Genomic DNA, 14,297 nt, shown 5'->3' with positions numbered 1-14,297 from the left:
AACTAACCATCAGTGGGAAAGAAGTAAATCCCCATTGATGGAAGTTTCACTTTATAAATGAGGTGTTAGAGAATAATGGAAATACAAAAGAAAATTAGGCGCTCGCTTGTCTATTCAGCGGGATTTTTGCTGTCGATGAGTTTACTATCCGATGACGCATTTGCGGCTGAATTAAGTGAACAAGACAGTGCAATTAAAGTAACAAATCAAGGATTAGAAAACAGTTCAGAAGGAGATAATAATCAGACTCAGACTAATGATACAAATTCATCTGAAAGTGGAAGTGAAACTCAGAGTATTGGAAATTTCGCTAAAATAAGCTCAGATGCAGAGCTATTTACACCGGAATCGTTACAACCAACAAATTTGAAACTACCAGCAGATGATCATACATATTATGTAACAAAATCATCAAATGAGGACTATTTTGAAATCCTTATAGGGGAAAATACATATTGGATTAAGGCTGAAAACTTAATTGCTTCGCCTGAAAATCCATCAGAATTAACGCAGAAACGAAATCTAATCATCACCACTAACAGCAACTTTAACATTTACTCCGAAAACGATAACAATTCGAAAATTCTTGTCGAAGGAACAAAAGAAACGACATTTAAAGTAGTGGATGTAGTACAAGATTATTATGTAGTATCAATAGCTGGAGTAAGAGGATACATTCCTATTAGAGAAGTAAATATCGACTACAAGAAAAACAGCAATGTAGAGGTTGCGACAAACTCTGTTAAAATGTATAAAATCGATGGTAGTAAGTATAAAGCGATGGGTACATTAGATAATGGAGCAGTAGTAAAAGTAGCTAAATCAACAGCTAAATATCATATTATTCAAGTTGGAAGTCAAACATATGCAATCCTCAAAAAAGGTACAATTCCTACAGAAAAACCTGCATCGCTTGGAACATTAATGAAATCCACTTATCCTATCACGCTAACAGTAAGTAAAACAAACTCTATTTATACTTCTAAAGGTACCAAGATGGGTACAATCGATAAAGGACAAGTTGTTAGCTTAAAAGGTTTAAAAGCTAACAAAGGAATCATTAATTATATGGGGAAATCAGGTTATGTAGATCTTAAATACTTTAACCATTCCAATATAGTTAACCCAACTAAGAACATTACATACGGGATGTATAACTATTATCTTCGTGTCTTTGCACAGCTATACCCTGAATTTACTAAAGTCGAAAAGATTGGAGAATCCGTACAAGGACGATCTATTTATGCATTACGTGTAGGGAATGGAAAGAAAGAAATTTTAATGGATGCGGCTATACATGCGCGGGAACATATGACAACGAATGTTCTAATGGAAATGATAGATCAGTATACTGTTTCTTATCGAAAAGGAACAAATTATGCAGGATATGATGTAAAGAACGTATTAGATAAAACAAGTATTTGGTTTGTACCAATGATGAATCCTGATGGTGTCACTTTAGTCCAAAAGGGAATTGGATCAATGGATAGTAAATATAAAGCCAGCTTAAAAAAATATAATAAAGGAAGCAATAATTTTAATCGCTGGAAGGCAAATGGACGAGGCGTTGACTTAAACCGCAATTTTGATGGGTTATGGAAATATGTAGCCACAACACCTAAGTCTTATATGAATTATAAAGGAACAAGTGCATTTTCAGAACCTGAGGCACAGGCATTAAAAGCTTTTGTACAACGTCATGAATTTAAAACTGATTTATCCTACCACTCATCTGGACAAATTGTATATTGGTATAATTTCCAAAAAGGATCTAACCGGACGAGAGATTTAAATTTAGCTAAAAGTGTTGCGAGAATTACAGGCTATTCAGTTATACCTCCTTTACCATATAGAGGATCAGGATCATCCGCCGATTGGTTTATATTAAATCAAAAGAAACCAGGTTTAACCATCGAAATAGCTCCTTACGCAGGATATGGACCGGTTCCACATCGTTACTGGAATAATGTATGGAACAAAAACAAATCGATTGGCTTATTTGGTGCAAAAGAAGCAAGTAAGAGATAACTTGTTGGATAAGGACTAAGCTAAAATCATGAAATTGATCCAACTGTATTTTAAAATTAATAAGAAAGAATCCATTTTGATACCTTTTTTCAAAATGGATTCTTTTTATTTATCTATCAGAGTATTAGAAAGATTTTGGCCAGATTTATGATTTAAATAAAGCAAAAGATACTAACAAAGTTACTAACTTTTGATATAAAAATTGTCCTAGAAAAGACCATGTGAGAATTGGTCTTTTCTTTATGCTTAATAAGTGACAGGTATTATTTACTTATTTTTAATATTATCTAATTCCTCAGTTATTTTGGCTAAATCGTCTTTAATTTTTTTTAATTCAAGGGTTACAATTGAATTATTGATTGCATTTTTAATGATCCAGTATAGAAGGAAAGAGCAAATTACAATAGTAATAATCAATATCAAGATATTATTTCCTACAATATTCATAATATCCACTCCTTTTTTGTAAACATATGTGATTTATCAAGAAAAAAGTTTACAAAAATTCCCCTAGTTTCTGTTACTTAATAGGAACTAATATTTCACACAAATGATTATCAATCATTTGTGAAGTGTATCTTTCTATAATTGGCTGTTCTCTTATTGATAGATTATTTTTTTCTATTTCAAAAAAAATATTACTCCAAAATTCACTTATTGCCTCTTTTGTATGATCAAGCAAGAAAACAGCGTATTTACCACCATAAAATTTACCAACTTGAGCTGGTTCTTCAATATTAAAATCTTTATCTATAACAACGCAAACATCATAACGACATTCCTCTTTAGGAGTAACCTCAGGGTTATCCTGTGGTATACCTAAAATTGTAGAATTATCAAATACACCATTTAACTGTGCCCAATTTTTAAAAGACTCCATTAGTTCTTTGTTTTGCTTTTCACTATACTCACCATGATTTCGGAAATAAGCAATCCTTGATTCAGGTAATTCCTCAATAGATATTTTCATATTTTATTCCTCCTTTCTTAGATAAGGTAATTCTATATAAAATGTTTTTCAAGCTCTTTTTTAAAAGAATATATTTGAATCAATTTCATAATGCAAAACCCGTATAAAAAATACGAACATTTAATTATATCTAATTTTGTTCATTGTGGAGCGGAAGACGGCGACTCCTACGGGAAAAGCTTGAGCTGAAAGCCCCGCAGGAACGTAGTGACGAGGAGATTGAAGCCAAGCCCGTGGAAAGCGCCGTCTGTAGCGGAACATCCATATCTGAATAAGGTTTTTTGTTGAAAAAATAATCTAAATAAGATTTTTTGAAGAAATTTCGATATACTAAAGAATGAGGTGACAGAAATGTTTGTAAGTGAAAAAGAAATCGAAATTCGTTATGCAGAAACAGATCAAATGGGCGTAGTTTATCACGCGAACTATGTTATATGGATGGAAGTAGGAAGAACACAACTTATTCATGATCTTGGATTTTCAGTAACAAAATTTGAAGCAGATGGTTATGTTTCTCCTGTAATGAATGTAAATGTAAGCTATAAAGCCGCTTTACGTTATGGGGAAAAAGCAATTATTCGCACTTGGGTAAAATCACAAGATCGATTACGTACGGTTTATGCCTATGAAATTTTACATACAGATGGTACAGTTGCTGCAACTGCAACATCTGAACATATTGTAGTAAAAAAGGAAAACTTCCGTCCAGTGGCGTTTAATCATGTAGATGAAGTATGGTATAACAAATATAAAGAAATCGCTGAGATTCAAAAATAAAAAACAAAAAGCATGCTAATAACTCTAGCATGCTTTTTGTATGTATTTTATTTATAATCATAGCTAAGTTCATCTAATTCTTGATCGAAGTCTACATATAGATCATGATTATTAAAAAACCATACGTCATCTTCTTCGATAAAGAAAGTTACACCTTCATGTTTTGCTATGACAGTAGGATTCATAGGCTCGTCTTTACTCATGCCGAGTGAAAATCCTTCATGGAAAGGGTTAGAGCCTCCATATCGTACATAGAAGCGAATTGTGTCGCCTGCTTGTACTTCCATTTCATCTGAAAACCATTGTAAAGCTTGATTAGTTATCACAATATTCATGTGAACACTCCTTTTAACTATAACCAAGTTATTTTTGGCTCTGTACCATGTTTAATACGTGAAATATTTGAGCGATGACGATAGAATATAAAGACTACTATGATCGTTATGATGATTAAGAGTAAATATTCTTTTTCTAAAATAGCATAGATAAGTGCATAAATGAAAGCAACAACTGCTGCAAACATGGAAGCTAGACTTACCATTTTATATACTTTTAAGCAAAGTAAAAAAGCTAAAACTAATAAAACGAAGATAGGCCAATGATAACCAAGTAAAATACCTGCTGAGGTTGCTACAGCCTTACCTCCACGGAAGCCAGCGAAGATTGGATACATATGGCCGAATACTGCAACGACACCAGCAATAAGAGGATGTACACCACTATTAGAAAAGACAGCAATTGTTGGTAATAGAGTAGCAGCCGTCCCCTTTAAAATATCCATTAGGGTTACAGCTATTCCAGCTTTTTTACCAAGTACACGAAATGTGTTTGTTGCACCTAAATTGCCACTACCGTGCTTTCGGATATCTGTTTTATAAAATATTTGGCCAATCCATAGCCCGGAAGGAATCGATCCAATTAAATAGGCTATAACCAAAACAAGAATCATATCCATAAAAAACTCCCTCTTACTTTTTAGTAGTTGGTACTATTATATTGTGCTAATAGTTTATCATGAATTCAGTAGAATGCACAATCACCAACTTTATTCGCTTTTAATCATATTCTTATTTTCCTTTCAATTCAACGTTTGATACAATAAATGCTGTATGTATATAAAATGCAAGAAGTTGACAGTTCCAATGATTGTGTTTAATATTTATAAAAGTAGAACAGGTGTTTGTGTTTAGGGGGAATTTTTTTGACAAGTAAACAAACAATCACGTCTTACAATGAAGATGATATCCAAGTATTAGAAGGATTAGAAGCCGTTAGAAAACGTCCAGGAATGTATATTGGTTCAACAGATGGTAGAGGTTTGCATCACCTCGTTTATGAAATCGTAGACAATGCTGTTGATGAAGTTTTAGCTGGATTCGGTTCTCATATCATTGTAAAAATTCATGCTGATCAAAGTATTAGCGTACGTGACTATGGACGAGGTATGCCTACAGGTATGCACAAAACAGGTAAACCAACTCCAGAAGTAATTTTCACCATATTACATGCAGGTGGGAAATTTGGACAAGGTGGCTACAAAACAAGTGGTGGTTTACATGGTGTAGGTGCATCAGTAGTAAATGCACTATCAACATGGTTAGAAGTTGTAATTCATCGTGATGGGAATAAGTATCGTATGCGTTTCGAAAATGGTGGTAAACCCGTTACCACTTTAGAGAAAATAGGTAAAACGAAAGAAACTGGTACATTTATTCACTTCAAACCTGATGAAACGATATTCTCTACTACAAAATATAATTTCGATACATTAGCAGAACGTTTGCGTGAATCTGCATTTTTACTCAAAAACTTAAAAATCGAGTTAATCGAAGAAGCAACAGAACGTCACGAAGTTTATCATTATGAGAATGGAATTGAAGCGTTCGTAGCCTATTTAAACGAGGAAAAAGATATTTTACATCCTGTTAAATATGTGGAAGGAACACAAGATGACATTGAGGTAGAGTTTGCTTTTCAGTTCAACGATGGCTATTCTGAAACAATTTTATCATTTGTTAATAACGTACGAACTCGTGATGGTGGTACGCATGAAACAGGTGCTAAAGCTGCGATGACTCGCGTATTTAACGATTATGCTCGCAAAATTGGACTGTTAAAAGAAAAAGATAAAAACTTGGATGGTTCTGATATTCGAGAAGGACTTGCAGCTATTATTTCTGTTCGTATACCTGAACATTTATTACAATTTGAAGGTCAAACAAAAGGTAAGCTTGGTACATCTGAAGCTAGAAGTTCAGTTGATGGGGTAGTTTCTCAGCAATTGATGTATATCTTAGAAGAAAATGCTGAACTTAGTGCATCGCTTGTTCGTAAAGCTATTCGAGCACAACAAGTTCGAGAAGCGGCTCGAAAAGCAAGAGAAGATGCTCGAAATGGTAAAAAATCTAAAAAGCAAAGCACCATTTTATCTGGTAAGTTGACACCTGCTCAATCAAAAAATGCTTCGAAAAATGAATTATATCTAGTCGAAGGTGATTCTGCTGGTGGTTCTGCTAAACAAGGGCGTGATCGTACTTTCCAAGCTATCTTGCCACTTCGAGGTAAAGTGATCAATACAGAAAAAGCAAAATTGCAAGATATTATGAAAAACGAAGAAATTTCAACCATTATTCATGCAGTTGGTGCAGGCGTTGGTTCTGATTTTAATGTTGAAGATGCGGCGTATGATAAAGTCATTATCATGACGGATGCTGATACCGATGGAGCACATATTCAAGTGTTGTTGTTAACATTCTTCTTCCGATATATGAGACCACTTGTAGAAGCTGGGAAAGTGTATATAGCGCTACCACCACTTTATAAAGTATCAAAAGGTACAGGACGTAAAGAAGTCGTAGAATATGCTTGGACTGAAAAAGATCTTCAACAAGCGATTAAAAAAATTGGTAAAGGCTATATTTTACAACGCTATAAAGGTCTTGGTGAAATGAATGCCGAACAACTTTGGGAAACGACGATGAATCCAGAAACACGTACATTGGTACGGGTTAAAATCAATGATGTAGAACGCGCAGAAAAAGGTGTTGCTACTTTGATGGGGGACAAGGTTGAACCACGTCGTAAATGGATTGAATCACATGTTGATTTCGGACTTGAGGAAGACGATAACATTTTAGAAAGTGAATTTATACAGCAAGAGGAGGAAGAGCTTAAATGACACAATCAGAGAAATATCAAGACTTGCCTTTAGAAGAAGTCATTGGTGATCGTTTTGGTCGATATAGTAAATATATTATTCAAGACCGTGCTCTTCCAGATGCAAGAGATGGACTTAAACCAGTACAAAGACGTATTTTATATGCGATGTTCATGGAAGGAAACACACATGATAAACCATTCCGTAAATCTGCAAAAACAGTAGGGAATGTAATTGGTAACTATCATCCGCATGGTGATAGTTCTGTTTATGAGGCAATGGTACGTATGAGTCAAGACTGGAAGGCACGCCATATGCTGATTGAAATGCATGGTAACAATGGTTCTGTAGATGGTGATCCACCAGCAGCGATGCGTTACACAGAAGCACGTTTATCTACTATTTCTGCTGAAATGCTGCGTGATATTCAAAAAGACACAGTCGATCTCGTACCAAACTTTGATGACCAAGATATGGAACCTACTGTGTTACCTTCACGCTTTCCAAACTTACTTGTAAACGGTTCAACTGGGATTTCTGCAGGTTATGCTACAGATATTCCACCTCATAATTTAGAAGAAGTATTAGAGGCCGTTCTTATGCGTTTGAAGAACCCGAAAGCTACAATAGATGAGTTAATGACAGTAATTAAAGGCCCAGATTTCCCTACTGGTGGTATTATTCAGGGAATCGAAGGTATAAAAAAAGCATATGAAACAGGTAAAGGCAAAATTATCGTTCGAGCAAAAGCGGAAATCGAACAATTAAAAGGTTCAAAAGAGCAAATTGTCATCACTGAAATACCATACGATGTGAATAAGGCTAATCTTGTTAAGAAAATGGACGAAATGCGCCTAGACAAGCGATTAGAAGGAATTGCAGAAGTTCGTGATGAATCCGATCGTACAGGCTTACGAATTGTCGTTGAATTAAAGAAAGATATTAGTGGCGAACCTATTTTGAAATATTTGTTAAAAAATACAGACCTGCAAGTCACTTATAATTTCAATATGATCGCAATTTATAATCGCCGTCCTACGATGATGAGCTTGCCACTTCTTTTAGATGCCTACATAGCACATCAAAAAGAAATTGTAACTAGACGTTCTCGATTTGAATTGAAAAAGGCAAAAGATCGTTTACATATTGTTGAAGGATTGATGAAGGCTTTATCTATTTTAGACGAAGTCATTGCTACAATTCGTGCTTCAAAAGATAAAAAAGATGCGAAAAACAATTTACAACAAAAATTTGCCTTTACGGAAATACAAGCCGAAGCGATTGTATCATTACAGCTTTATCGATTAACAAATACGGATATTACAGAATTACGTGAAGAACAAGCAGAGCTTGAAAAGAAAATAGTTGAATTAGAAAGCATTTTAGGTAGTGATGCAAAATTAATAAAAGTATTACAAAAGGAATTACAAGATGTGAAAAAACGTTTTGCTGAGCCAAGACGTTCTTTAATTCAAGATGAAATTGAAGACATCAAAGTAGATATGGAAGTATTAATTCCAAGTGAAGATGTAGTTGTTACGGTTACAAAAGATGGCTATATCAAACGAACAAGTATTCGTTCATACAATGCATCGAATGGTAAGGATTTTGAAATGAAAGAATCTGATCGTTTATTGTATGAATCGAATCTTAATACACAGCAGCATGTATTATTATTCACAGATAAGGGCCACTATATTTTCCAACCAGTGCATGAACTACCAGACATCCGCTGGAAAGACTTAGGCCAACATATTTCAAGTATTGTGCCGTTAGATTCTGATGAAAATATAATTAATGCTTGCGGAGTTACTGATTTTAATGCAAATAAATATGTATTAACAATTACAAAAAATGGTCAAATCAAACGTACTCTTTTAGCTGAGTTCCTTGTACAACGATATACAAAACCGTTAAAAATGATGAATATTAAAAGAGAAGATGTCGTTATTTTTGCAGATATTGTAGAACCAACCATTGAAGTATTACTAACATCTTATTGCAGTTATTCAATACGTTTTAAATTAGATGAAGTGCAAGATACAGGTATTAAAACTGCTGGTGTAAAAGCAATGAATTTAAAAGATGATGACTACATTCAAGCTGCCAATGCAATTCCAGAACATCATAAAGGAAAAGTAATGGTTGTCACACATCGTGGGGCAGTGAAGAAAATGGCTTTAGATGAAGTGGAAACTGGAAACCGTGCTTTGCGCGGCGTGCTTACCCTTCATGAATTGAAGAAAAATCCACACCGTATTTTTGATGTCGTTTATGTAGAAAAAGGGGAAGGTATTCAAATCACCACTGAAAAGGGCGTAACAGAAGAATTACGTGAAGATCAATATCGATTAGCGGATCGATTCTCTAATGGTTCCTATGCTGTTGATGTTGATACAGATGGTGCTATTGTCTATGTGCAAAAACTTCCTGCAATTGAAAATTAATTTGATTAATTAGGTAGTCTAAATATTTGAATTACGATACAATAATACCATTATAAAACTAGAAAGGAACTGGAAGCAGTTCCTTTCTTTTTTGGAGGTGAGAATATGTGGAAAAATCAAAATGTTTGGATAATACTTTCGGGTGAATTGATTGCTGGACTAGGTTTATGGGCTGGAATCATTGGCAATCTAGAGTTTATGCAAGAGAGTGTTCCATCAGACTTCATGAAATCTCTTATTCTAGCTAGTGGATTACTAGCGGGGATTTTAGTGGGGCCATATGCTGGAAGGGTAATAGATCAATCAAAGAAAAAAACCGTATTAATCTTATCTGGAGTGGGGCGAGTGATTAGTGTGGTATTTATGTTTATTGCATTGGCAACAGATTCGATAACCTGGATGATTGTATTTCTAGTTACAATGCAAATTGCAGCAGCCTTTTATTTTCCGGCATTACAAGCTTCTCTTCCTTTAATTGTTGAAGAGAAAGATTTGTTGCAACTTAATGGCTGGGACATGAATATTTCAACAATTGCACGGGTAGCAGGTACTGCACTAGCGGGTTTAGTATTAGTGTATGCTCCAATTAGTGCACTATATGGTATTTCGATGATTGCCTATATAATTCTATTGTTGCTTACATTTTTGCTTAAAATACCTGAGGCGAAGGATAATCTTAAACAGAACTCAGTGGAAGAACGTAAGGATAAAGGGAGTTTCAAAGAAGTCTTTCCATTGTTGAAACGGGATGTAGGTATAAAATATACGTTAATTCTATCTTATATACCCGTGTTATTCATAGGTTCTTTTAATCTCCTAGTAATTAGTATAAGTGAAATACAAGATTCATCTTCGATAAAAGGCCTTATTTATACAGTCGAGGGAATTTCCTTTATGTTAGGTTCCGTTGCGATAAAATATATTGGTTCTAAGTGGAAAACGAATAATATATTATTTTTCTCCTTATTTGTAATAGGAGCTGCAGAATTATTGTTACACTTCGCCCATATTCCAGTCATGTCGCTAATTGCATTTGGGTTATTTGGATTATCGGTAGGATGTTTCTTCCCGACAGTAATGACCATTTTCCAAAAACAAGTACCGAAAGAATATCATGGCCGTTTCTTTTCATTCCGTAATATGTTAGATCGTACTTCATTCCAAATCGTTCTTCTTTCAACAGGTGCCCTATTAGATTTGATGGGATTAGAAAATATGGTTCTATTTTTTGGAACATTAAGTATTTGCCTAACTTTATATTATTTATTACAAGTGAAAAAGAATAATATTCGAATAGAAACAGATCAAAAAGCAGCCTAGTCAACAGAGATATGCGTCATCGATCGCTGTATCAAATGCCATTCCAATCGCTTTAAAGGTGTGAGGAAAATCCATTCTATTCTTAGGTAAATCTAGTTGATTGTAGTGCAGGTGGCGACTCCTAGGGGGAAAAGCGTGCAGCTTGAGACCCCGCATGAGCGTTAGCGACGAAGTGGCTCAAGGCACGCCCCTTGGAAAGTGACCGCCGGAATAAAATCAACGGCATAGAAGAAAAAAAGCCAGTTAGAGAACGATGAATCGTTTTCTAACTGGCTAAGCTTATTACTAGAAACTTATTAATAGTCTCGTTTAATAGACAGCTGCTTTTTTATCTATCATTTCATAATATTTTCATATATAATAAATTCAGAATATTCAGTTTACTGAACAAAGGGGGATTTTTATGAGGAAATGGTTAGTTTATAGTTTAATGGCAATTATTCTAGTGATATTAAGTGCTTGTGGAAAGGATTCTACAAATGATACTGGAGAATCAAATAACGGCGGAGAAAAACAAAGCTCACTCGTATATGGTCGAGGTACTGATTCGGTATCTCTTGATCCAATCACTATAACTGATGGGGAATCATTTAAAGTAGCAAGAAATATTTACGAAACACTTGTACAGTTCGGAGAAAAAGATACATCAATTAAACCGAGTCTGGCTAAAGAATGGAAAATTTCAAAGGATCAATTGACTTATACTTTTACACTACAAGAAGGAGTTAAGTTCCAGGATGGTACGGATTTTAATGCAGAAGCGGTAGTGAAAAACTTTGAACGATGGATGAATGGTACAGTTGATCAATTTCCGTATTACGGAGATATGTTTGGTGGCTTTATAGGAGATAAAAACCATATGATCGATTCTGTAAAAGCAGTAGATGACACTACTTTCGAATTAAAATTGAAAAAACCTTCTGCAGCATTATTAAATAATCTTGCGATGACTGCATTTTCAATCGCTAGCCCGACTGCCATTGAAAAAGAAGGCGACAAATATGGAGAAAATCCTGTTGGTACAGGACCTTTTAAATTTGTTAGCTGGAAAAGGAACAATACAATAGAACTTGAAAAGAACTCAAATTATTGGCAAAAAGGCTATCCAAAAGTTTCGAAGTTGATTTATCGTACGTTGCCTGATAACTCAGCTAGATTAAATAGTTTAGTGACAGGTGAAATTGACATTGCGGATGGATTAAGCCCGAGTGATCATACACGAATTGAACAAGATCAAAATCTACAATTATTAAAAAGACCATCATTTAATGTGGGGTATTTAGGAATGACAATGACACAAAAGCCGCTTGATGACACAAAAGTGCGAGAAGCAGTAAGTATGGCTATAGATCGCAAAGCTATTGTGAATAGTTTCTTTGAGGGATTCGCTACTGAAGCAAAAAATCCATTACAGCCGACAGCGCTAGGCTATAATGAAAATACAGAACCGTATACTTTTGATGTTGAAAAAGCAAAATCTTTACTGAAAGAGTCTTCGTATGATGGAAAAGTAGTTGAATTATGGGCAATGCCTGTTCCGCGTCCATATATGCCGGATGGTCAAAAAGTTGCGGAGGCAATTCAAAAGAATTTAGAAGTAATTGGGATGAAAACAAAAATTGTTACTTATGAATGGGCTACGTATTTAGAAAAAACACGTAAAGGTGAAGCGCAATTATTTTTACTAGGTGGAACGAGTGATAATGGAGATCCTGATAATTTGTTATCTTTATTTTTCTATAATTCAGGTTCACTAAACAATTCGCAATTACATGATGAAAAAATACAAAAATGGTTAGCAAAAGCCCGTTCCACAACTGATCATGCAAAACGAGAAGCAATTTATGCAGATATACAAAATCGTTTACGTGAAATTATCCCTGTACTAGCTTTAGTTCATTCAACACCGATTGTAGGGGCTAGAAGTAATGTAAAGAATTATCAACCACACCCTACAGAAGCAGATGATTTAAAAGATGTAACTGTAAAATAAAAGATCAGTTTGTAGTTATGAAAAAACGATTGTAATATGTTAGTCAAAAAGAAAAATACAAGAAAAGCAATGCAAATTTGGAGATTTGCATTGCTTTTTCATTTTATATATTACAGATGAATGCCCTTTATAAAAATCAAATGTCACAAAACCTTACATTGAATTTAAAAATATCTGAAAATTATATTGACTGTTCATATTCTATGTGTAAAATATAAATAAATAATAATTCTATGTTATAAAATGTAACATGAAATTATTGAATAATATTACATGAAGAAAAGGAGATGGTATTCATGGATGCAACCTATCTGATGAATAGCTTGTGGACGATGGTCAGCGGAGTTTTAGTTATTTTAATGATTGGTGGATTTATTTTATTAGAAGCTGGTTCCACAAGAATGAAAAATGCTGGCCACGTAGCTGGTAAAACAATTTTTACTTTTGGTTTAGCATCATTAATATTCTGGGCATTAGGCTATGGCTTAATTTTTGGAGGGAATGCGAATTTCTTTGTAGGGATGACAGACTTTTTCTACTCAGGAGATCAGGTGAAAGATGCTGGTCTAGCAACAACCGTATTCTTTGTTTTTCAATTAGCGTTTGCATCAATTTCAATTACAATTGCTCTTGCTGGTTTTGCGGAACGTGCAAAATTTTCAGCTTATGTAATTTTTACAATTCTATTTGGTATTCTAGTTTATCCTGTTATCGCTCACTGGATTTGGGGTGGGGGGTGGTTAGCGGAACACGGTAAACAAGATTTCGCCGGTTCTACAGTCGTACACTTAACAGGTGCTATGGCTGCCCTTGCTGCAACGATTCTTTTAAAACCTCGTATCGGTAAATTTAATAAAGACGGTTCAGCAAATAATATTGCAGGGCACAATCAAGTTTACACTGCATTGGCCGTATTAATTCTTTGGGTAGGTTGGTTTGGATTTAACGCCGGTAGTACAGTTTCAGTTGATAAAGCTTTCTTCGGTTTCGTTGCTCTTAATACAAATTTAGCTGCTGGAGCTGGTGCAGTTGCAGCAACATTAATTTCATGGATTGTACTAGGAAAACCCGACATTCCAACGATTTTAAATGGTGCGCTTGCTGGTTTAGTTGCGATTACAGCATCTTGTGCATTTGTAGATGTTTGGGCTTCTGTTGTGATTGGGTTCATTGCAGGTATCTTAACTTTCTACAGCGCTCGTTTCTTAGAAAAAAGCAAAGTAGACGATCCAATCTTCGCAGTATCTGTACATGGTATACCTGGGATTTGGGGTACATTATCTACAGGCTTTTTCGCAACAAAAGAATTAGCTACTGTAGGTAAACCTGGATTATTTTATGGTGGTGGTCTTCACCAATTAGGAGTTCAATTTATGGGTGTAGCTGTAGCAGGGATATACGCATTTGTTGTTTCGTACGCAATTCTTTGGGTAATGAAGAAAATTATGGGAGGAATTCGTGTCAGCGAAGAAGAAGAAATTATGGGGTTAGATATTAGCGAACACGGTAGCTATGGTTATCCAGAACAAATGGCACAAGAAAAAGCTGAAACCGTCATTGCTAGTAAAAGTCAAATAAGTTCATAAGTAAAAAGACTAAAAAATA

General features: G+C 34.8%; 11 protein-coding genes. 7 read left to right on the top strand and 4 right to left on the bottom strand.

Annotation, left to right across the window (positions count from 1 at the left end):
• Positions 1–75 precede the first annotated feature (75 nt).
• Positions 76–2,028 carry a M14 family zinc carboxypeptidase gene (locus Q8X41_RS02620; protein ID WP_397538710.1) on the top strand — a complete coding sequence of 651 codons (1,953 nt, stop codon included), beginning with the start codon at positions 76–78 and terminating at the stop codon, positions 2,026–2,028.
• 267 nt (positions 2,029–2,295) lie between these two features.
• Here Q8X41_RS02620 and Q8X41_RS02615 read toward each other — a convergent pair whose 3' ends face one another.
• Together Q8X41_RS02615 and Q8X41_RS02610 are read right to left on the bottom strand one after the other, a co-directional pair.
• Positions 2,296–2,475, bottom strand: a complete 180-nt coding sequence (locus tag Q8X41_RS02615; RefSeq protein ID WP_397538709.1) for a hypothetical protein — start codon at positions 2,473–2,475, stop codon at positions 2,296–2,298.
• 73 nt (positions 2,476–2,548) lie between these two features.
• Positions 2,549–2,998, bottom strand: a complete 450-nt coding sequence (locus Q8X41_RS02610; RefSeq protein WP_397538708.1) for a GyrI-like domain-containing protein — start codon at positions 2,996–2,998, stop codon at positions 2,549–2,551.
• 351 nt (positions 2,999–3,349) lie between these two features.
• Between Q8X41_RS02610 and Q8X41_RS02605 the strand changes: the two genes are divergently transcribed.
• Positions 3,350–3,775, top strand: coding sequence for an acyl-CoA thioesterase (locus tag Q8X41_RS02605; RefSeq protein WP_397538707.1), 426 nt, complete (start codon positions 3,350–3,352; stop codon positions 3,773–3,775).
• Positions 3,776–3,822: 47 nt separating this feature from the next.
• Here Q8X41_RS02605 and Q8X41_RS02600 read toward each other — a convergent pair whose 3' ends face one another.
• Together Q8X41_RS02600 and plsY are read right to left on the bottom strand one after the other, a co-directional pair.
• Positions 3,823–4,110 (bottom strand): HesB/YadR/YfhF family protein, encoded by a 288-nt coding sequence (locus Q8X41_RS02600; RefSeq protein ID WP_397538706.1) that lies wholly within the window; start codon positions 4,108–4,110, stop codon positions 3,823–3,825.
• Positions 4,111–4,127: 17 nt separating this feature from the next.
• Positions 4,128–4,730, bottom strand: coding sequence for a glycerol-3-phosphate 1-O-acyltransferase PlsY (plsY, locus tag Q8X41_RS02595; RefSeq protein ID WP_397538705.1), 603 nt, complete (start codon positions 4,728–4,730; stop codon positions 4,128–4,130).
• Between the two features lie 246 nt (positions 4,731–4,976).
• Between plsY and parE the strand changes: the two genes are divergently transcribed.
• From parE to Q8X41_RS02570, 5 genes are all read left to right on the top strand, one after another.
• On the top strand, positions 4,977–6,953 hold the full coding sequence (parE, locus tag Q8X41_RS02590) for a DNA topoisomerase IV subunit B (protein WP_397538704.1): 1,977 nt from the start codon (positions 4,977–4,979) through the stop codon (positions 6,951–6,953).
• Positions 6,950–9,379 (top strand): DNA topoisomerase IV subunit A, encoded by a 2,430-nt coding sequence (parC, locus tag Q8X41_RS02585; RefSeq protein WP_397538703.1) that lies wholly within the window; start codon positions 6,950–6,952, stop codon positions 9,377–9,379. The genes parE and parC overlap by 4 nt, the downstream gene beginning before the upstream one ends.
• A gap of 105 nt (positions 9,380–9,484) precedes the next feature.
• Positions 9,485–10,699 (top strand): MFS transporter, encoded by a 1,215-nt coding sequence (locus tag Q8X41_RS02580; RefSeq protein WP_397538702.1) that lies wholly within the window; start codon positions 9,485–9,487, stop codon positions 10,697–10,699.
• A gap of 403 nt (positions 10,700–11,102) precedes the next feature.
• On the top strand, positions 11,103–12,692 hold the full coding sequence (locus tag Q8X41_RS02575) for an ABC transporter substrate-binding protein (protein WP_397538701.1): 1,590 nt from the start codon (positions 11,103–11,105) through the stop codon (positions 12,690–12,692).
• Positions 12,693–12,988: 296 nt separating this feature from the next.
• The gene (locus tag Q8X41_RS02570) at positions 12,989–14,278 is read left to right on the top strand and encodes an ammonium transporter (protein ID WP_397538700.1); all 1,290 of its coding nucleotides are present in this window, start codon (positions 12,989–12,991) and stop codon (positions 14,276–14,278) included.
• Positions 14,279–14,297 lie beyond the last annotated feature (19 nt).

Source organism: Rummeliibacillus pycnus (genome assembly GCF_044359855.1).
Classification (GTDB): domain Bacteria; phylum Bacillota; class Bacilli; order Bacillales_A; family Planococcaceae; genus Rummeliibacillus; species Rummeliibacillus pycnus_A.
The sequence above is the reverse complement of the archived record's forward strand: the minus strand, read 5'-3'. Positions and strand labels throughout refer to the sequence as shown.